This window comes from Flavobacterium sp. (assembly GCF_035760125.1).
Taxonomy (GTDB): domain Bacteria; phylum Bacteroidota; class Bacteroidia; order Flavobacteriales; family Flavobacteriaceae; genus Flavobacterium.
On record NZ_DASTTN010000126.1, the window covers coordinates 1 to 20,622 of the forward strand.

The window sequence follows — 20,622 nt, forward strand, 5'->3', positions numbered from 1 at the left end:
ATAAATTACGCGCCACTTGTTGGTCTTTTGTTGCCATATAAAATGGAATACAATACGCTTCAGTATCCCAATAAGTAGATCCACCGTATTTTTCTCCAGTGAATCCTTTTGGTCCAATATTCAAACGAGAATCTTTTCCTAAGTAGGTTTGATTCAATTGGAAAATATTAAAACGAATTCCTTGCTGTGCTTTTACATCTCCATCAATAGTGATATCTGACATTTCCCAAATTTTAGCCCAAGCATCAATTTGATCTTGTAATAATTGGTCATATCCTTTTGCTAAAGCTGCTTGAATAACATTTTCAGCTGCCGAAATTGTATCGGCATGATTTAGTGAAACTGTATATCCTCCAATTTTTTGAATCGCTGATTTTTCTCCTTTTGCAACGATAACATCATAGTAAAATAAAATTTTATCTGCTATTGTATCTACAGAAGTTGGAGACATATTTTGTTTTTCCCCTCTTGCCCAAATGGTATTTTGCATGAAGGTTGTTACTTTAAAATGCGTTTTAAAAGTTTGAGCCGTAACAAAAGCTTCATTCCCTGATTTTTTAACGTCTAATGGCTCCCAGAATTTTTCTTCCCAGTTAGCGTCTTCATTGGTTACACCAGCGTCAATGTACGGTTTGTAAATGATTTTTGCATCTTTATTCAAAGGCGTAATTTCATAGTTAATCACTCCAACTTCATCTAGATCCAGTGAAAGGAAACGGCGAATATCAACCGCTACTTCAGTTCCGTTTTTCAAAGTGGCTTGAAAAGAACGATGATACCAACCTTCTTTCATATTCAATTCACGACGGAAGTTTTTAATCTCAGTACATGCATTCAAATCAAAATCTTCTCCATTGATTTCAATATTAATTCCAATCCAGTTTGGAGCATTCAAAACTTTAGCGAAATACTTAGGATATCCATTTTTCCACCAACCAACTTTAGTTTTGTCTGGATAATAAATTCCTGCAATATAACTTCCTTGAAAAGTTTCTCCTGAATAATTTTCTTCAAAATTTGCTCTCTGTCCCATTGCACCGTTTCCGATACTAAAGAGACTTTCAGATGATTTTACACTCTCTCTATCAAATCCTTCTTCAATGATAGACCAATTATCTGGTTTTATATAATCTTGATTCATTTTCTATTTAAATTTAAGGTGGTAAGGTTTGAAGTTCGAGAATAAAACACCTCTTTGCTTCATTCCTTTTTAACCTTATTTTTGGTTGATTATTTGTTTATTAAAGATTCCAAGAAAGCGGAATCAATCTTTGTAAAGTCTTTAAAAATGTATTGAGCTTCATGCAGTGTTTCTTCTTCTCCAATACCAATGCTGATCATTTTGGCAACATTTGCAGCTTGGACACCCGCAACTGAATCCTCAAAAACGATTGAATCTTCATTGCTTATGTCCAGCAAGCGTGCAGCATGCAGAAAAACTTCTGGATCTGGCTTTGCATTTACAACATCATTTCCGTCAACGATCGCATCAAAAAAAGGAAGAGTTCCCGTTTTTTCAAGAATAGGCCTAGCATTCTTACTGGCTGAACCCAATGCAATAGGTTGATTTTTTTCTTTCAAAAATTGTAAAACTGGCATTACTCCTGGCAAAATTTCACTTTCATCCATATCTACTAAATAGGACAGATAGTCTTCATTTTTTTGAATTAACCATTTGTCTTTATCTTCTTGTGATGCCTCCACTTTTCCTAATTCTAAAATTATATCCAAGGAGCGAACTCTACTCACCCCTTTTAATAATTCATTATGTTCTAATGTGAAGTCAATTCCTAATTCATTGGCAATTTTTTTCCACGCTAAAAAATGATATTTAGCAGTGTCCACAATTACACCATCTAAATCAAAAATAAATCCTTTTCTCTTTTTCATTATAATTCTGCTTATTATTTATTTTATGACTGTACCTTTTCTTTAATAAAAAATACAGCTGAACCTGCAATTAACATGGAAACTCCAGCAATTACAATAATCGCCATTGGATTACCTCCAAAAAGCGCAATCAAAGTACTACCTAATACACCCGCTGCAATTTGGGGTATTGTTATTGTTGCATTAAAAAGTCCCATATACACTCCCATTTTATCCGCCGGCAATGAACCAGATAACATTGCATAAGGCATAGCCAAAATAGCAGCCCAAGCTAATCCTACCCCTGAAATAGAAAGTAATAACATGTTTTTGTCCTCAACTAAAAACATAGAAATCAATCCTAATCCTCCTAATACAAGCGAAAAACTGTATGTCTTTTTTCTTCCAATTGATTTTGCAATCGAAGGGATAAGTAAAGAAAACAAAGCTGCTACTCCACTATAGAACGCAAACATTACTCCTGTCCAATCCCCAGCTTCGTTGAAACCAATTGATTTTGCATCAAGAGCAACTCCATGCCCCCAAACTTGATTGGCAATTGCTCTTGTGGTGTAAACCCACATTAAAAACAACGCAAACCAAGAGAAAAACTGAACAACTCCCAATTGCCAAAAGATTTTTGGTGCATCTCCAATCAATCTAAAAATGCTTGTTTTTTCCTTTTTTTCAGGAGCATTTAGATCAATTTTATTGTACTCAGCGTGTTCCTTTGGGGCATATTCCTTGGTTCTTAAAACAGTCCAAAGTACAGTTCCCAATAGTATTGTTCCTCCAATATAAAAAGACCAAATCACTGATTCAGCAACTTTTTCACCGGCTGCAGGCACATTAGACATCCCAATTTTAACTAAAATCCAAGGCAATAATGATCCGAAAACAGCTCCAAAATTGATTAAAGCACTTTGAAGTGAATACCCAAGATTACGTTGTTTATCATTTACCATATCTCCCACAAGAGCTCTAAATGGTTGCATTGTAACATTAAATGATGTATCCATCAATAACAACATTACAGCTCCAAAAACCAATGGAGGCAACAGGTATGTAAAGTACTCTGCATTTGGCATAAAGAACATAGCCATTGCCGAAACAATCGCTCCAAAAAATATAAAAGGAATACGTCTTCCTAATTTGGTCCATGTTTTATCACTCGAAAGACCAATAATGGGCTGAACAATCAAACCTGCCAAAGGTGCTGCCAACCAAAAGTAACCTATACTGTGAACATCAGCCCCTAACGCTTCTAATATTCTACTTGTGTTTCCATTTTGCAAAGAATAGCCTATTTGAACCCCTAAGAATCCAAAACTTAAATTCCATATTTGCCAAAAACTTAATTTCGGTTTTTCCATTATTAAAAATTTACATATTTACTTGATAAACACACTGTTTACCCTATATTTTTTTTGATTAAATCAACTAAAAATTGATAATGAAAAATTACAAACAATACAAAATGAAGTTTCGTTCAAATTATTGCTATCAAAACTAATTTTTCTATTGAAACTAATCTGTTCATTATTTATTTAAATATTTAAAATAATTAAGAATTTATTAATGTCAAAAATGACTAAAAATAGTCGTCCCTGAATTTAATTGTTTCTGTAAAATTGCTTTGATAATAACATGGAATAGTTAAAGAGACTTATCCTTAATAGATAAACTTTCTTAAAATCATTAACTATACACTTGTAAAAATTCATTAAATCACAATACTATTTATGAATTCCTTTTTTAAAAATTTTATCGTATTGGAATAAATAAACACGATTAAATTATCGTCATAAAAAAACTCATCTTATTTTTCGAAGTAAAAGAAAAGCTATAAACGGGGAGTAAATATATAAAAATCTTTTTTGTTTATATTCAATAAAACCTAAAAATAATCATTTTTTTTAACTACAAGGTTGTAGTAATTAATAAAATACGTATTTTTTTTGCAAATTATTTTAGAATTGACAAAATACAAAAAAATCGAACGGAGTTTAATCCATTCGATTTAAATTTTAATGTTCAATCTTAAAGCAAGTAATTACATCTCGATTAATTTAAAACTATTAAAAAGTTAAGTAATTAAAAACCAATTCTATCATTTTTATAAATATTTAACTTGTAGATTCTCTTTCTACCAAATAGGTTTCGATAACCTCAGTTATGTAATTTTCATCATCCGATTCATTTTCAGATTCCAATCGGTCAATGATAATTTTTGCGGCACGATTTCCCATTTTCACACCGCTTTGACTCACTGTGGTAATGGTTGGAGTTGAATATTTTGAAATCATACCATCTGTAAAAGCAATTACTGCAAGATCTTTTGGCACATTCAAACCTATTTTATTAGCTGTTTTAATACAGGTCACGGCAAAAATTTCATTTACTGCAAAAACAGCATCAATAGCCTCATCTTCCAGTAACTTACCAATAATGATTTCACAAGTATCAATATCCTCAATTTTAATGATCAAATTTTCATCAAATGGTAAGTTATTATCCAGCAGCGCCTTAACATATCCATCGGTTCTCAATTTACCAACGCTTACATAATCAACGGTAGTAACCAAAGCAATTTTTTTTCGCCCTTTATCAATCAAGCTTTGTACAGCTTCATATGCCGCTTGTTTGTCATCAATAATTACTTTATCACACAATACTTCATTGGTGACTCTATCAAACATTACGACAGGCATCCCTTGATTTATTACTTCGGTAATATGATGAAAATCTCCTTTGAATTGAGTCTCTTTAGATAATGACATAATGAAGCCATCTATACTTCCATTGGCCAAAAGCTCCATATTTAATACTTCTTTATCAAAAGAATCATCAGATAAACAAATAACTACACTATATCCATTTTCATTAGCTATTTGCTCAATACCATTAATAACAGTGGAAAAAAAATGGTGTACAATTTCGGGAATAATGATACCGATAGTTTTGGTTTTTCGATTTTTAAGGCTAAGGGCAATATTATTGGGTTTGTAATGGTAAAATTTGGCAAATGCTTGAACTTTTAATCTTGTTTCTTCACCTATTTCCGGACTATTTCTTAAAGATTTTGAAACAGTAGAAATTGAAACATCCAATTCTTTAGCAATTTGCTTTAGAGTTATTTTTTTCTTCATAATTGTGGCATTACTATATTGTACTAATCATTTCTTAATAAAGATAACATAATTTTTTATTTATTGTAAATATTCGCATAAAAATAAATATAAAAAGCAAAGTTTTCAACACTATCACGTTTTCGTAACACCGTATAATTTCGGTCATGTCGGGCGTGTTAATTAATTCTTAATTTTGAAATTCGAAGTAAAAAAACTTAAACAAAACTTAACCAAAAAACAATTAATTTAAACAAAAAGTATGAAAACAATTTATAGAAAGTTGTTATTTTTATTACTCCTACTTCCGTTTTGTGCGATAGCCCAGAACAAAGTCCAAGGAACAGTACTTGATAATACATCAGGCCTGCCTATTCCAGGAGTTAATGTAAAAATAGAAGGAAGTACTACTGGTACTTCAACGGATTTTGACGGTAAATTTCAATTGGCCAGTGTAAAACCAACAGATATGTTAAGCATATCATATATGGGATACAGGTCAAAAACTGTGCCTGTTGGATCCCAAAGTTCAATAACTATTAAACTTGAAGAAGATTCCAATCAATTAAAAGAGGTTGTAGTACAAGTAGGATATGGTTCTGTTAAGAAAAAGGACGCTACTGGTGCAGTATCAAAAGTTTCTGCGGATAAATTAATGCAAGGAGCTTTAATTGATCCTATTCAAGGTCTACAAGGTAAAGCAGCAGGGGTGAATATTACTAAACAAGGTGGCGACCCTAACCAAGGCTTCAATGTTAAAATTAGAGGTGCTGCTGGGTTTGCAGCTGGCGGAAATCCATTGTATGTTGTTGACGGAATTAGAGGTGTTGACCCAAATACTGTAGCTCCAGAAGACATTGTATCTTACGATATCCTTAAAGACGCTGCATCTACAGCTATTTACGGTGCCGATGGTGCAAATGGAGTAGTATTTATTACGACTAAAAAAGGAAAAGAGGGTAAAACTTCAATCGAGTTCAACTCATACCTTGCAATTGACAACGTAGCTCATAAACTAGATTTATTATCTGCTCAAAGTTATAGAGACTATACAACTGCACATGGTATTTCAACTACTGATTTAGGAGGAAATACAGATTGGCAAGATGAAATTTTGCAGACTGGAATAACAAAAAATTACAATTTTGCAATTAGTGGTGGGACTGATAACCACACCTATAGAGCATCTGTATCTAATACTGGATTTGAAGGAGTTATAAAAAACTCCGCAAAAGACAGAACCACTGCTAAAATTAATGTTAGTCAAAAAGGTTTCAATGACAAATTGACTGTTGACATGGGTGTGTCTTTTACTCTTGAAAAAAACAATTATGTTAATTACGGTTCAGATGGTAAAGACCAGGTCCTATTCCAAGCCTACCAAAGACGTCCTACGGATCCTGTATATAATGCTAATGGAAGTTTATTGGAAGTTGGTGGTGTTAATAGTTATTATAACCCATTACACTCTCTAAACAATATTCAAAATGACAGAGATGCAAAATTTATCAATAGCAATTTAGGTTTTGATTTAGAAATTATTAAAGGCTTGAATGCTAGAGTTGGATTAAGCTACATCAGAGAAGACTGGGAAAAAACTTACTTCGAACCTTCATATACGTATGATTTTGGTGGTGTCCCAACTCAGATTTATGCTGGTTATGGAAATAGAGAATACAACAACAAAGAGCAGTCAATGGTTGAGTCAACTCTTACTTACAAAAAAACATTCTCTGATGTTCACAATGTAACTTTATTAGGTGGTTACTCATACAGAAACACTGGCTATGATGGATTTAAAGCACAAGGAAACAATCCAATTTCGAATATACTTGGATCTGATAATTTGCTAAACTTCGAAAACCTTCAATTAGGAGACAATACTTCATTCAAATCTTCTCGTAAAGATATCGGATATTTTGCGAGAGCAATGTATGACTATGACTCTAAATATTATGTAGCAGGTATTATTCGTTATGATGGTTCTTCAGTTTTCGGAGACAACAATCAATGGGGAGCATTCCCATCTGTACAAGTTGCTTGGAATATTGCTAAAGAAGGTTTTATTGCTGATAATGTAAGCGCTATCAACACCTTAAAACTTAGAGGAAGCTGGGGTGTTTCAGGAAACAGTAACATTCCAGTAGATGCAAAAGATTTAAAAGTATCTCCAGTAGCTACAGTTGATGCATCAGGAAATCCTATCACCAACTTTAAATACGTTAATAATGGGAACCCAAATTTACAATGGGATGAGAATACAGAAGTAAACGTTGGTTTAGATTTTGGATTGTTCGACGACAGAATTTCAGGTTCAGTTGAGTACTACAAAAAAACAGTTGACAATATGTTAATTGCAAACACAAACGTACCTATTGAAACTAATTTCTCGAACACTACCTTTATTAATGGTGGTAAAATGGAAAATAAAGGAATTGAAGCCACTTTGAATGCTAAAGTAATCAATGGCAATGATTTTACTTGGAGTACTACTCTTGTATACACACAAAATAAACAAAATGTATTAGCCTTAGGAAATGACCAATATAACTATAGCTACTTAGATGTAAATTATATTACTGGTCCTGGTTTGATTGGTGTTTCAACTCAAAGAATGCAGGCAGGTTATGAATTAGGTACTTTCTATGGCTACGAGTATGCAGGTTTCTCAAGTGGGAAATGGCTTATCAAAGACAATAATGGCCAAACTAAGTATTTAAGTGATGCTACAACAGATGACAAAAAAGTTATAGGTCATGCCTTACCTGATTTTGAAATGGGTTGGAGTAACTATTTTAAATACAAAAATTGGGATATGTCTATGTCATTTAGAGCCGTTGTTGGTAATGATATTTACAATGGAACCAATCAAGTTTTTGGAAATCCATTACAAATTGGAACAAGAAACGTAAACCACGATGCCTTAATACTTAACGATGCTGGTGTTACTGAGGCCCCATCTCAATCATTATCTTACTTCATTGAAGATGGTAGTTTTATAAAACTAGACAACATCAATATTGGTTATAATTTTCCTAGTCCAATTTTCTTGAAAAATGTTTCTAAAATTAGACTTTACACTTCGGTTAATAACATCTTTACTCTAACTAATTATGGCGGTATAGATCCAGAGGTTAATTTTTCTGGAGGGAAAGACAATAAAGAAATTTATTTTGGTACAGATCAATTCAACATCTATCCAAAAACAAGAACTTTTACAGTTGGTTTAAACGTTATATTTTAATATTATCATTATGAAATTAAAAAGTAAAATAAGTATAGTTGGCTTAAGCTTACTCTCTTTTGCTTGTTCCAATTTGGACACAAACAATAGCGATTATCTTTTAGGAAGCCAATATCCAGAAAATGCAGAACAAGCCATTAGAGTATCTACCCCCGTTTTTGCAGGAACACAAAGTATGCTTGACAATGGTGGTTGGTGGTTTACGCAAGAAATAACTTCAGACGAAGCAGTTGCTCCAACAAGAGGCGCTGACTGGGATGATGGTGGTAAATGGAGACAATTAAGCAAACACGAATGGACTCCAACAACTGAAGCTGTAAAGAATTTATGGAATTTTGTTTATGGAAACATACCAGCAGCAAACAGAGCTATTGAGTTATTGGAAGCAGGTGCACAGGCAAGTGACGAAGTAAAAACTGTATTGGCACAAACCAAAGTATCTAGAGCCTATTATTTTTACATTGCTATGGACAATTTTGGTGCGATTCCTATGCCTTTGACTTTTACTGGTGCCAATGAATTTCCTGCAAGAACACCAAGAGCCGAAGTTTTTGCACAATTGGTTAAGGATATCAATGAAAGTCTTCCTTTCTTGCCAGATCCAAAACCAGGAATTAATAACAGTTCTATCAATAAAGGTACTGCCTATGCTTTATTGGCTAAACTATATTTGAATGCTCAAGTATATACTGGAACGGCCAAATGGGCTGAGGCTGCACAAGCATGTGACCAAGTTATGGCGCTTGGCTATCAATTAGAAGCTAATCCTTTAGATTCTTTTAAAACTAAAAATGAAGCTTCAAAAGAAAACATCTATACAATAGCTTATGATCAAGATGCCTTCAAAGGATTTAATCTTCATATGAGAACTTTACATTATTTATCGCAACTTACTTTTGGGATGAGTACTTCACCTTGGAATGGTTTTGCTACATTGGAAGCACACTATAAAACCTTTGCAAGTAACGATTTAAGAAAGAAAATGCTTTTATCAGGTCAACAATATGACATTAATGGTGGAATTATTACTGACCCGGCTGCAAATGATTCACCATTAATTTTCACTCCTTACATTCCTGAACTTCAAATGTCAAATACCGTTTACAGTAAAGAAGTGGTTAAAATGTCTGGGGTAAGAGTTGCCAAATGGGAGATTGCTGTAGGTGCTAAAGAAAACCTAAGCAATGACTTTGCAATCTTCAGATATGCTGATTTCTTATTGATGAAAGCTGAAGCACAAGTTAGATTAAGTGGTGCTGGTGCTGGTGATGCTTTAGTAAATCAAATTAGAACTAGAGCTGGACTTACTGCTTCAAGTGGATTCACACTTAATGATATTTTAGCAGAAAGAGGAAGAGAAATGATGTGGGAAGGACACAGACGTCAAGATTTAATTCGTTTTGGGAAATTCCAAAACATTTGGTGGGAGAAAAACGACACCGATCCAAACCGAAATCTTTTTCCTGTTCCAGAATCTGCATACCTTGCAAATAGCAATTTACTACCACAAAACTCAGGTTATTAATTAAATTAAAAACATAAATAAAATGAAAAAATTAACTTTTTTATTATTAGGATTATTAGGATTGACAATGGTTTCTTGTTCTGATGAGGATCCAAGTATCAACATATATGGGAAAGAAAAAATCACTACTCCCGCAGTTTTAGAAGCTCTTCCTGCACCTGCAGAATTTACACCGATTAAAGATGTAAATGAAGCTGACAAAGCAGGAACGTTTACATGGACTGCAGCAACACTAGAATATGACGGAGCTGTCTCTTATAATCTACAAATTGCAAAAAAAGGAAGTGATTTTTCACTTGCTGTAAATGTATTTAACTCTGGAGTATCTACTACAACAAGAGATTTTACTTTTGGAGATTTGAATACTGCCGTAAACAGATTGAATTTTGAATTAATTTCAAATGGAAAAACTCCAATTTCTTTTGATGATTTTGTAGATTATGATGTTAGAGTTGTTGCAACAGCTGAAGTTTCAAAATCAACAGGATATTCTGAAGTACAATCTTTAAAAATACATGCTTACTCTGATCCAGTAGTAATTACTCCTACATTGTTTATGGTAGGAGCACCACAAGCATATTATGGAGGTACTGCTTGGGATGTGACAAAAGGAATACAGCTTAAATACATTGGTAGTGAATCAAAAGGATCTCTTTTTGAGTGTTATGTACAAATTAAATCAGGTGACGGATTAAAGTTTACTGGTGACGGAAAAACTTGGGATGAAGGAAATTATGGTACTCTTGCGGATGTTACGGCTATAACTGGAGGTCAAGAATTTGACTTAGTAAGTAGTGGAGAAAGTAAAGACCTTAAAATTGCAGGTGCAGATGGAGATGGTTTGTACTACATACAAGTTAACTTAACTACTAAAAAATGTAAAGCCATAAAAATGAATTGGGGTGTTATTGGTGCCGCAACCCCTCTTGGTTGGGGAGGTGAAACAGCCATGACTTACAACTTTTCAGCTAATGAATGGACTTATCCTGGAACTGACATTACTGCTGGCAAAATGAAATTTAGATCTAAAAATACAAGTAATTATTTCTTTGGGGCAACAACGGATTGGGAATTCAATGTTGGTACTGAACTTGGTGCTCCAGATCATGATGGTGGATCTGACTTAGATGTTACTGCAGGTGCGCATCCAAAATTAAAAGTTGGTTTTGATGGAAAATGTACTGTTACAGATTTGTAAGCAATATAATTAAATTATAGAAAGGGCTGTCATAACTGACAGCCCTTTTTTTTATACAAAGGAATAAAATCCTTTAAATCAATAGAAAAGAGCAGCAATATAATCGACTTTAAGGGCGATCATATTGCTGCTCTTTTCTATTGATTACCAATTCATTGACCAATATTAATAAACAAAAAACACAAATAATATTTGTAGTACTTTTTTTATCAACACTATATCGTTGTAGTTATTTATTAATATTTAACATACGATAAAAAATAAGATATATTTTATATTTTTATAATTACTTCATTAAAATTTAGTAAAAAAAATCAATCTTCTGAATTGTTTGTAGTTGCAAATACGAATAAACAGAATTTTAGATAAGGTTGCGCAACCTGAGACCGAGTCTGGTATTAATGTCTTTAAAATATAATTCTAAAAGATTAAAAAAGCGGAAGCCGAAAAGCTAATGAGTAGGCAGACAAAATTTATATTTATTAAAATGAAAAAAGATTTTTTAAGTAAAGTAAAAGGAGCAATCCTTTCTAAAGAAGAGGCTAAAACAATTTCTGGTGGGTATAATGGATCATTTATAGATGGTAGCCCATGCTCTTTCATTGTTTGCGGTAGCTACAGCAATCAAGGTGCGAAAGTAGCAACTCCAGCTGGTTGCACACCCAGAAATTTATATTACTATAAACCAAATCCTTCATTATATTGTGTTGGAGTTTAGTCTTATTTGAAAAAAAATTTAAGAGGTTTGAAAAAGCCTCTTAAATTTTAATTTAAAAAATTAATTATGATAATACAAAGTTTTTGGTCCAAACCTTTTTTAAGCAATTCTAAAGATCCAAACAGTAGATTTAAAGGAGGATGGCTAAATGAAAAATATTTTTACTTCAGCATGGCATTAAGCTGTTTAAAATTTAAAGAACTATATGGTGACGTAAATCTCTATACTGATTCTAAGGGAGAATTTATTGTAAATAAAACATTAGGTATCCCTTATTCAAATTTTATAAATTGCTTTGACAGCTTAGAGCATACAAATGAAAAACTATGGGCTCTCCCAAAACTTTATACTTATAGCATTCAAAACAAACCTTTCATTCATGCAGATACAGATGTTTTTATTTGGGAAAAATTTCCAGAAAAATTAATCAATGCGCCTATATTTTGCCAAAATATAGAAGAAAATTTTCCAATTTATTCAGAAGCATTAGAAGAAATTTTAACTTTATTTGACTGGATACCTGCTGAGCTGATCAATTCTTTATATAAACATAAAAAAATATTAGCTTTTAATGCAGGAATTATTGGAGGTACTGACTTAGATTTCTTTAAAAAGCTACTTTCTCGATCTAAAAAATTCATTAATAAAAACGACCATTTTTTTAACAAAATTGACGTAGGCATTTTTAATATGATCTACGAACAACAACTAGGGTATGCAATTGCTAATAAAAAAGAAATCAATCCCAAAGCATTTTTTGACAACATTGATTCCAATTTTACACCATTAGTGAATTTTCCTTTAGCTGCATTTCACACCAAGTATATTCATGCAATAGGATTTGCAAAAAAATCAATTTACGCTTGCGAGCAGATAGAAGCGCTATTAATGTACGAGTTCCCTGAAGAGTATGAAAAGATAAAATTCAATGGAACTAAAAATCTGTTGTGGAAAGATTATTATGAAATTTCAGAAACGAGAAAAAACTATTTATTTTCCATTTTCAAGTATGTGAGAGAAAATTCTTTAGATGTTATTTGTGATGCAAAATTTAGATTAAACCCCACCGTTAAAATTTCGGAAGGTAATGATTCTAGTAAAATAGATTATGTTTCACCTCAAACATTGCAAAGAGAGCAACTAAATCTTGAAGAATGGGATGCCATTTTATTCTATTTCCAAGAATCCATTTCCATTAATGAACTAAGTTTAGAATTACTGTTGGATAATGACATTGCGGCAAAACACACCAAAAAAGCATTAACGGAAAAGTTATTGTCGTTTGTTTTTGACAAATGCCTTTTACATGAAATTCTATTACCTGATTTTGCAAACAAATAATTTTAAAAAAGATGGTTGTAAAGGTTGGTTATTTGGTTTCTTACGATTATGAATATTTGAAATATTCATTGCCATTAGTCTATGAAAATGAAAAAGTACAGGAAATCATTTTAGTTATAGACAAGCATAGACTAACATGGTCTGGGAATAAATTTGAAATTCCAACTGCCTTTTTTGAATGGATTAAATCAATTGACACGGAATCTAAAATAAAAATTAAAGAAGATTCCTTTTATAATGAATTGAATCCCCCAATGATAAATGAAAATGAAGAACGTAATTTTCTATACAAAAAAATGGGAAAATGTGATTGGTATATTCAATTAGATTGCGACGAATATTTTCTTGATTTTGGTGCATTTATGAATGAGTTAGAGGAAATATATTTAGACAAAAATAAGTATCATAATACACTTTCTGTATGTGTCAAATTTGCAAATTTATTTAAAAAGTTAGAGAAAGGATTTTTGGTTATTTCCCCTATAATAGAAAACTGTTGGGTAGCTACAACAAATCCTATTTGTTATTATGGAAGAGTAAACGAATATAACAAAACCATCGAATCTGGAGCTATTCTTATCCATCAATCTTGGGCTAGAAGTCAAGATGAGATATATCAAAAAATAACAAATTGGGGACATAAAAATGATTTTGACTCTAACAGTTATTTTAATTTATGGAAATCACTTGATATAAACAATTATAGATACATCCGCAATTTTCACCCCTTACAAGATAATGATGGTGTATGGAATGAACTAAAATTATTGAATTTTGAAAATATTGAAACTTTATTAAACTTTAGTGGGAATCAATTAAGAAGGATTTTTAACAAAAGTTTTTCTATAAGATTTTAACAGCTAATAAAATACTTGTAAGTCGTGAAAAGACATGTTAATATTCTGGATTATTGGTAGTTGCAAATACGAATAAACAAAGTTTTAAATAAGGTTGCGCAACCTGAGACCGAACCCAAGGTTAATGTCTTTAAAATATGATTTTAAAATTTAAAAGCGGAAGCCGAAAAGCTGATGAGTAGGCAAAGAAAAAAATTAAATTTATTAAAATGAAAAAAGATTTTTTAAATAAACTAAAAGGAGCTATTCTTACTAAAGAAGAAGCAAAAACAATTTCAGGAGGTTATAATTACCCCGTAGATGGTATAAACGGATCAGGATGTGGTTATGCTATTTGTTACAAAGTTTTCTCATATACAACTAATAATTGTTCTTCGACAGTTGCTGTAAATGGATGGAAAGTAGCTTACGGACAAGTTCAGAACGACACAGTTCCTTATAGACTTTGCGTAACAAAATAAAACTATATCTTAAATAGATGAAAGTTATTCAAAGTTTTTGGTCAAAACCTTTTTTTAAAGAAAATGACGATTTGAATGCGAGATTTAAGGGAGGTTGGCTAAACGCCAACTTCTTTTTTTACTCTTGTATGTTTAGTTGTTTAAAATTCAAGCAAAATTATGAAGAAGTTACGTTTTACACTGATGATCTAGGGAGGGAACTGTTAATTGATAAATTAGAAATTCCATATAGTGAGGTAAATTTAGAACTCAACGAATTACAGGATTATCCTGCTGAGTTATGGGCTTTAGGAAAAGTCCTTACCTATTCTCTTCAAGAAAAACCATTTCTTCATGCAGATACTGATGTTTTTATATGGAATAAACTTTCTGACGATTTCATAAAAGCTGACTTATTTGCACAAAACTTAGAATTTAATTTTCCAAAATATAAAGAAATATTGGAAATCGTACGTAGTAAATTTAAAGATATCACTGAAGATTTATTTCCTATTTATTTAAAAACAAAAAATATTTATGCCTATAACGCAGGTATAATTGGCGGTTGCAATTTAGATTTCTTTAAGGAATTTAAAAACAAAGTTTTTGAAATTATAGATACTAATTTAGATAAACTGCATTTGATTGATATTGGGGTTTTTAATATGGTGTATGAACAAATGTTGGGGTTTGAATTGGCAACTCAAAAGAATTTAGATATAAGATTTTTAAAGTCTGAAATGAATGAAGCATTTACTAATGTGATGAAGTTTCATGTCATTCCTATAAAGGAAACCTACATCCATACTGTTGGCTATGCTAAAAAGTCTATCGAAATGTGTGAACAAGTAAAATACAGATTGCGATATGAATTCCCGGAAGAATATGACAAACTAAACAAGAATCTAGTAAAACACAATCTATGTTCAGAGAATGACATTGTAGATGATGAAATTCGTTTTGAATTCCTTTCTAAAATGTATGCTTGGTTGGAGAACACTTCTTGGGAAATTATTTTGGATACCAAATTTAAATTATCAGAAGACACAAGATTCAACGAGATTACTGAAGATGAAATAGAAATCTATTATTTTTCTCCACAAAAGAAGATTGAAGATAAATTAAAAATGGAAGATTGGGATTTCCTTCTATATTATTTTGAAAATCCAATGAGTGTTAATACGATATCTTTGGAAATAATTGACGACGAAGACTTTATGAAAAATATTACTCCGGAAGAATTAAAAGAAAAAATATTCTCTTTTGTAATGGATAGATGCATCTATCATCAAATTTTATTACCTATAAATTCAATTTAAAAATGAATAATTTCACATATCTAAAAAAATATTTAAGAGAAAATCAATATTACGATCTAGAAGATGGGTTTCATATGCAATTAGAATCTCATCCCAATTTTCCGAGTCTGTATGCGATAATAGATACACTTAGTTTTTTTGAAATTGAAAATGTCGCTGCAAAAATTGAAAAAGAAGAACTGGAAAATCTTCCATATTCTTTCATTTCAGTAGTAGATTCAGACACTGGAAAGGAGATTGTATTTACAGAAAAAAATAAAAACAATATAACTATAGAATTTTCAAACGGTTTCAAAAAAAAGATTTCCAAAGAAGAATATTTAAAAATTTGGACCGGAATAATTGTTGCTATTGAAGCTAATCCAATTAACGAAAGTCAATTATTGTCTTCAAACAAAAAGTACAATGTAATAATTGGGGGTGCTTTTGTACTCTCAACAATTCTATTATTTTTAATAAACAATAAGGACTTGATCACAGGAATATTTTATTATTTACTCTTACTGACTGGTTTGCTTATTAGTTTCTTTTTAGTGCGAGAAGAGATGGGTCTATATAATGATTCCATTTCAAAAATATGCAATGCAACAGAAAAAACAAGCTGTAAAGATGTGATGTCGTCCAAAGGTGCCAAAGTTTTTAAAAACGTTAGCCTAAGTGACATTTCTGTACTTTATTTTAGTTCACTGACACTATTTTTTGTCCTTAATTCTTTTAATTTAAATAGTTTTATTTATTCAATTATAGGAATTTTCAGTATTCCAATTATCCTGTACTCAATATATTATCAAGGATTTATCGTAAAAAAATGGTGTCTTCTCTGCCTAGGTATCGATACACTACTTCTATTACAACTAATAATAATTTCGTTTAATTTCTCTCTAAAACCGAACTCTACTTCTATTATTTCCTTTTTTTCTGGAATATTAATAATTGTCTTATTTTATTTTGTTGGTTATGAATTAAAAAATAGAATTAAAAAAATAAGTAAGTACGAGATTACTGAATTACAATATCAAAAACTAAAACGAAATTATCTCGTTTTCAACACATTATTAAAAAATAATCAAAAAATAGATGAAGTCCACTTAAATAATTTGAAAACCGTTATAATAGGTAAAATGGAAACACCAATAACTTTATTTTTGATTATAAGTGCTTCATGTGGGCATTGTCATACCGCTTATGAAAATGCAATGAAATTGGTAAAAAAAAATCCAAATGAAATAAAAATCAAATTACTTTTTAATATAAATATTGAAAATACTGAAAATCCAAATAATTTAGTTTACAAACAAGCCTCCAGCTATTATTGGAGTGGAGAAATTCATAAAGCTATTGCGTCATTAAATGATTGGCATATTGAAAACCTAGATTTAGAAAAATGGAAAAACAAATGGGAAAATAATCATTCCGAATACTATACTAAAATGATCCCAAACCAATACAATTGGTGTTTAGAAAATGCCATTCATTTTACTCCTGTCATTATCCTTAATGGACATATTATACCAAAAGAATACCAAATTAATGAACTCAATTATTTCATCGATGAATTAATTGAAGAAAAAAACCTAGTGCTTTGAGAATAAAAAACTTCCCTTTCTACAAACAACCCGATTCCAAAGATTGTGGGCCAACATGTTTGCGCATTGTAGCAAAATATTACAAAAAAACAATAGAATTACAACATATTAGAAATCTTTCAGAAACTACTCGTGAAGGGAGTAGTTTACTGGGTCTTAGTGATGCAGCAGAAGCTTTAGGATTCCGAACTCTTGGTATAAAAATAAACTTCGAGACATTACAAAATGAATCTCCGCTTCCATGTATTATTCATTGGAACAATCAACATTTTGTAGTTGTTTATAAAATCAAGAAAAACATAATCTATATATCAGATCCGAGCCATGGCTTAATAACCTATTCTAAAGAGGATTTTATTAAATTTTGGATAGGTAAGAATGCCCATGAGAAAACAGAAGAAGGTATTGCTCTTTTATTGGAACCAACCCCAGAGTTCTATAAAAATGAATGGGATTCAGAAAAATCCAAGCGGAGTTTTGGATACTTAACCAAGTACTTATTTCGCTACAAAGGTTTGGTCATCCAACTAACAGTAGGTTTGGCCGCAGCAAGTTTATTCTCATTATTGTTTCCGTTTCTTACTCAAAGCATCGTAGATATTGGAATTCAAACCCAAGATTTAAATTTCATCTATTTGATGCTTTTGGCGCAATTAATGCTTTTTGCTGGCCAAACTTCAATCGAAGTACTTCGATCTTGGATAATGCTACATTTGAGTACCAGAATTCATATTTCTCTTGTTTCAGATTTTTTTATAAAATTAATGAAACTCCCAATTAGTTATTTCGACAGTCGTATGACAGGAGATATCATGCAACGCATTGGTGACAACCATAGAATCGAACAATTACTCACAGGAAGTTCCCTCAATGTAATGTTTTCATTGGTGAATTTAGTAGTGTTCAGTTTTGTGCTTGCTTTTTACAACATTCAATTATTTCTGGTCTTTCTTGTAGGTAGTATCGTTTATCTTGGATGGATACTGTTTTTCTTAAAAAAGAGAAAAAAATTAGATTACAAACGTTTCTCACAAGTCGCAAGTGAACAGTCCAAAGTGATGGAGCTAATTAACGGAATGCAAGAAATAAAAATGCACAATGCCGAAAAGCAAAAGCGTTGGGGATGGGAATTTGTACAAATTCGTCTTTTTAAGGTAAGTATGCAATCCTTGACACTTGAGCAATGGCAATCTGTAGGTTCAAACTTTATTAATCATCTTAAAGACCTATTAATTACTTTTTTTTCAGCAACATTAGTGGTAAAAGGAGATTTAACACTTGGAATGATGCTTTCAGTACAGTATATAATAGGTCAATTAAATAGCCCATTAATGCAGATGGTAGAATTTGTCCGTTCGCTACAAGATGCCAAAATTAGCTTAGAAAGATTAGGAGAAATTCACGATAAAGAAGATGAAGAAGACATATTAAATCCTAAAATTCACGATTTACAACATTCGGATATCAGTATAAAAAATTTATCTTTTAGATATACAGGTAACCCAGATTATGTACTTGAGAATTTAAATTTACTTATCCCTAAGCAAAAAACAACTGCTATTGTAGGTACCAGTGGTAGCGGAAAAACGACTCTGTTAAAACTCATGATGAAGTTTTATGAACCAAATAATGGAGAAATTGTCCTTGGGAATATCAAATTTGATAATATTTCACCTAGTGCATGGAGATCAAATTGTGGTGTGGTAATGCAAGAAGGATTCATTTTTAATGATACCATCGCAAATAATATTGCAGTAGGAGATGATTATGTAGATAAAAACAAACTTTTGCACGCTGTTGAAACTGCTAATATTAAGGAATTTATAGAAAGCTTGCCTCTCTCGTACAATACTAAAATTGGAAATGAAGGAACAGGAATTTCTGGTGGGCAAAAACAACGTCTCTTAATAGCTAGAGCAGTTTATAAAAATCCTAATTATTTATTTTTTGACGAAGCTACTTCCTCACTTGATGCCAATAATGAAAAGGTAATCATGGAAAATCTAAATCAATTTCTAAAAGGAAAAACAGCAGTTATTATTGCTCATCGACTTTCGACCGTGAAAAACGCAGATCAAATAGTAGTCTTAGAGAAAGGAAAAATAGTAGAAATTGGAACGCACAAAGATTTAATTCTTATGAAAGGAAATTACTTTGAGTTAGTAAAAAATCAATTAGAATTAGGAAATTAATCATTTTCACTAAAAAATATAAAATGACAAAAAAAAATGTTTTAGAAGACATCGAATTACGTTCAGAATCTGTTCAAGAAGTACTGTCTAATCCTCCAGCATGGATTTTACGCTATGGAATTTCTATCATTTTTACAATAATGATATTCACTCTTATTGGTACATGGTTTGTAAAATATCCTGATATTATTTCTGCAAAAGCTGTCATTACTTCCGTAAATCCTCCTGAAAGACTAGAATCGAAAGTCAATTCTAGTATCGCCAAAATATACGCTACTAATTCTAAAAAAGTAAAAAAAGGAGATGTATTAGCTATATTAGAGAGTACTGCAAATTATCAAGATGTACAAACGTTAACGAACGCAATCAATGCAATTACTGCAAATTATCAGAGCTTTAGTTTCCCGTTTGATAAATTGAAAAACCTCGAACTTGGAGAAATTCAAACAGCTTATATTCAATTCCATAAAGCTTATATTGAAAATGAATTAAACCAAAAACTACAGCCTTACTCACAGGAAATTAATGCAGGTCTAAGTTCACAGAATGAAAATAGTAATAGACTGTCATCTCTTTATGCTCAACAAAAATTAGAATTAGCAAAATTGTCCTTAAGCGATCAACAATTTAAACGATCACAACAACTTTTCGACAAAGGAGTAATTTCAGGCTATGATTTGGAAATTCAAAAAGTAAATAACTTACAAGCAAAACAAAGTTATGACCAAACCAATTTAGCTATTTCACAACAAAAAGAGGCTATCAACCAAACGCACAAACAAATAATAGGTAGTCAGATATCTCAAGAAAAAACTGATATTACTAATTTAAGTTCTGTTTACCAGGCTTTGGATGAATTAAAAAAAAGCATTCACATTTGGCAGCAAAACTATCAATTTATCGCTAATTATGATGGTATTTTTCAATTTCAAAACTCTTGGAAAGAAAATCAGCTAATAAAAACTGGAGATTTATTGGCAACAATTCTACCTGAGAATCAGCAACAATTTATTGGAAACTTAATAGTTCTGCCTCAGAATTCGGGAAAAATAAAACAAAACCAAAAAGTATTAATTAAACTTGATAATTTTCCATATCAAGAATATGGTATGTTAGAAGGTAAAATTCAAACAATGTCTACTGTTACAGATAAAGATGGTAACTATTTTATAGAAATTACTATTCCTAATGGATTGACAACTAAT

General features: G+C 31.5%; 14 protein-coding genes and 1 pseudogene. 11 read left to right on the forward strand and 4 right to left on the reverse strand.

Features of this window, described 5'->3' with window-relative positions:
* From VFS71_RS05090 to VFS71_RS05105, 4 genes and pseudogenes are all read right to left on the reverse strand, one after another.
* A pseudogene (locus tag VFS71_RS05090) lies at positions 1–1,141 on the reverse strand (glycoside hydrolase family 65 protein); the annotation flags it as partial.
* A gap of 89 nt (positions 1,142–1,230) precedes the next feature.
* The gene (gene pgmB, locus VFS71_RS05095; protein WP_326399761.1) at positions 1,231–1,890 is read right to left on the reverse strand and encodes a beta-phosphoglucomutase; all 660 of its coding nucleotides are present in this window, start codon (positions 1,888–1,890) and stop codon (positions 1,231–1,233) included.
* Between the two features lie 23 nt (positions 1,891–1,913).
* Positions 1,914–3,242, reverse strand: coding sequence for an MFS transporter (locus VFS71_RS05100; protein WP_326399762.1), 1,329 nt, complete (start codon positions 3,240–3,242; stop codon positions 1,914–1,916).
* 753 nt (positions 3,243–3,995) lie between these two features.
* On the reverse strand, positions 3,996–5,018 hold the full coding sequence (locus VFS71_RS05105; RefSeq protein WP_326399764.1) for a LacI family DNA-binding transcriptional regulator: 1,023 nt from the start codon (positions 5,016–5,018) through the stop codon (positions 3,996–3,998).
* A 241-nt stretch (positions 5,019–5,259) separates the two neighbouring features.
* Here VFS71_RS05105 and VFS71_RS05110 point away from each other — a divergent pair, with 241 nt between their 5' ends.
* From VFS71_RS05110 to VFS71_RS05160, 11 genes are all read left to right on the forward strand, one after another.
* Positions 5,260–8,241: a SusC/RagA family TonB-linked outer membrane protein gene (locus VFS71_RS05110; RefSeq protein WP_326399766.1), complete on the forward strand. Its 2,982-nt coding sequence runs from the start codon at positions 5,260–5,262 to the stop codon at positions 8,239–8,241.
* Between the two features lie 10 nt (positions 8,242–8,251).
* The gene (locus tag VFS71_RS05115) at positions 8,252–9,766 is read left to right on the forward strand and encodes a RagB/SusD family nutrient uptake outer membrane protein (protein WP_326399767.1); all 1,515 of its coding nucleotides are present in this window, start codon (positions 8,252–8,254) and stop codon (positions 9,764–9,766) included.
* 22 nt (positions 9,767–9,788) lie between these two features.
* Positions 9,789–10,964, forward strand: coding sequence for a SusE domain-containing protein (locus VFS71_RS05120; protein ID WP_326399768.1), 1,176 nt, complete (start codon positions 9,789–9,791; stop codon positions 10,962–10,964).
* Between the two features lie 487 nt (positions 10,965–11,451).
* Positions 11,452–11,682 (forward strand): hypothetical protein, encoded by a 231-nt coding sequence (locus tag VFS71_RS05125; protein WP_326399770.1) that lies wholly within the window; start codon positions 11,452–11,454, stop codon positions 11,680–11,682.
* 66 nt (positions 11,683–11,748) lie between these two features.
* A complete protein-coding gene (locus VFS71_RS05130; protein WP_326399771.1) occupies positions 11,749–13,023 on the forward strand; it encodes a DUF6734 family protein in 1,275 nt (424 codons plus the stop codon).
* Between the two features lie 56 nt (positions 13,024–13,079).
* Complete coding sequence (locus tag VFS71_RS05135) at positions 13,080–13,880, forward strand: hypothetical protein (protein ID WP_326399773.1); 801 nt, start codon at positions 13,080–13,082, stop codon at positions 13,878–13,880.
* A gap of 209 nt (positions 13,881–14,089) precedes the next feature.
* Positions 14,090–14,341, forward strand: coding sequence for a hypothetical protein (locus VFS71_RS05140; RefSeq protein ID WP_326399775.1), 252 nt, complete (start codon positions 14,090–14,092; stop codon positions 14,339–14,341).
* 17 nt (positions 14,342–14,358) lie between these two features.
* A complete protein-coding gene (locus VFS71_RS05145; RefSeq protein ID WP_326399777.1) occupies positions 14,359–15,639 on the forward strand; it encodes a DUF6734 family protein in 1,281 nt (426 codons plus the stop codon).
* Between the two features lie 2 nt (positions 15,640–15,641).
* Positions 15,642–17,225: a vitamin K epoxide reductase family protein gene (locus tag VFS71_RS05150; RefSeq protein ID WP_326399779.1), complete on the forward strand. Its 1,584-nt coding sequence runs from the start codon at positions 15,642–15,644 to the stop codon at positions 17,223–17,225.
* A gap of 2 nt (positions 17,226–17,227) precedes the next feature.
* On the forward strand, positions 17,228–19,417 hold the full coding sequence (locus VFS71_RS05155; RefSeq protein ID WP_326399781.1) for a peptidase domain-containing ABC transporter: 2,190 nt from the start codon (positions 17,228–17,230) through the stop codon (positions 19,415–19,417).
* A 23-nt stretch (positions 19,418–19,440) separates the two neighbouring features.
* A partial coding sequence (locus VFS71_RS05160; RefSeq protein WP_326399780.1) for an HlyD family secretion protein occupies positions 19,441–20,622 on the forward strand: 1,182 nt, incomplete at its 3' end.

What these genes read in the sequence shown, in the direction of transcription:
- pgmB (WP_326399761.1), bottom strand. Translation starts at nt 1,890, where the DNA reads ATGAAAAAGAGAAAAGGATTTATTTTTGATTTAGATGGTGTAATTGTG.
- VFS71_RS05100 (WP_326399762.1), bottom strand. Translation starts at nt 3,242, where the DNA reads ATGGAAAAACCGAAATTAAGTTTTTGGCAAATATGGAATTTAAGTTTT.
- VFS71_RS05105 (WP_326399764.1), bottom strand. Translation starts at nt 5,018, where the DNA reads ATGAAGAAAAAAATAACTCTAAAGCAAATTGCTAAAGAATTGGATGTT.
- VFS71_RS05110 (WP_326399766.1), top strand. Translation starts at nt 5,260, where the DNA reads ATGAAAACAATTTATAGAAAGTTGTTATTTTTATTACTCCTACTTCCG.
- VFS71_RS05115 (WP_326399767.1), top strand. Translation starts at nt 8,252, where the DNA reads ATGAAATTAAAAAGTAAAATAAGTATAGTTGGCTTAAGCTTACTCTCT.
- VFS71_RS05120 (WP_326399768.1), top strand. Translation starts at nt 9,789, where the DNA reads ATGAAAAAATTAACTTTTTTATTATTAGGATTATTAGGATTGACAATG.
- VFS71_RS05125 (WP_326399770.1), top strand. Translation starts at nt 11,452, where the DNA reads ATGAAAAAAGATTTTTTAAGTAAAGTAAAAGGAGCAATCCTTTCTAAA.
- VFS71_RS05130 (WP_326399771.1), top strand. Translation starts at nt 11,749, where the DNA reads ATGATAATACAAAGTTTTTGGTCCAAACCTTTTTTAAGCAATTCTAAA.
- VFS71_RS05140 (WP_326399775.1), top strand. Translation starts at nt 14,090, where the DNA reads ATGAAAAAAGATTTTTTAAATAAACTAAAAGGAGCTATTCTTACTAAA.
- VFS71_RS05145 (WP_326399777.1), top strand. Translation starts at nt 14,359, where the DNA reads ATGAAAGTTATTCAAAGTTTTTGGTCAAAACCTTTTTTTAAAGAAAAT.
- VFS71_RS05150 (WP_326399779.1), top strand. Translation starts at nt 15,642, where the DNA reads ATGAATAATTTCACATATCTAAAAAAATATTTAAGAGAAAATCAATAT.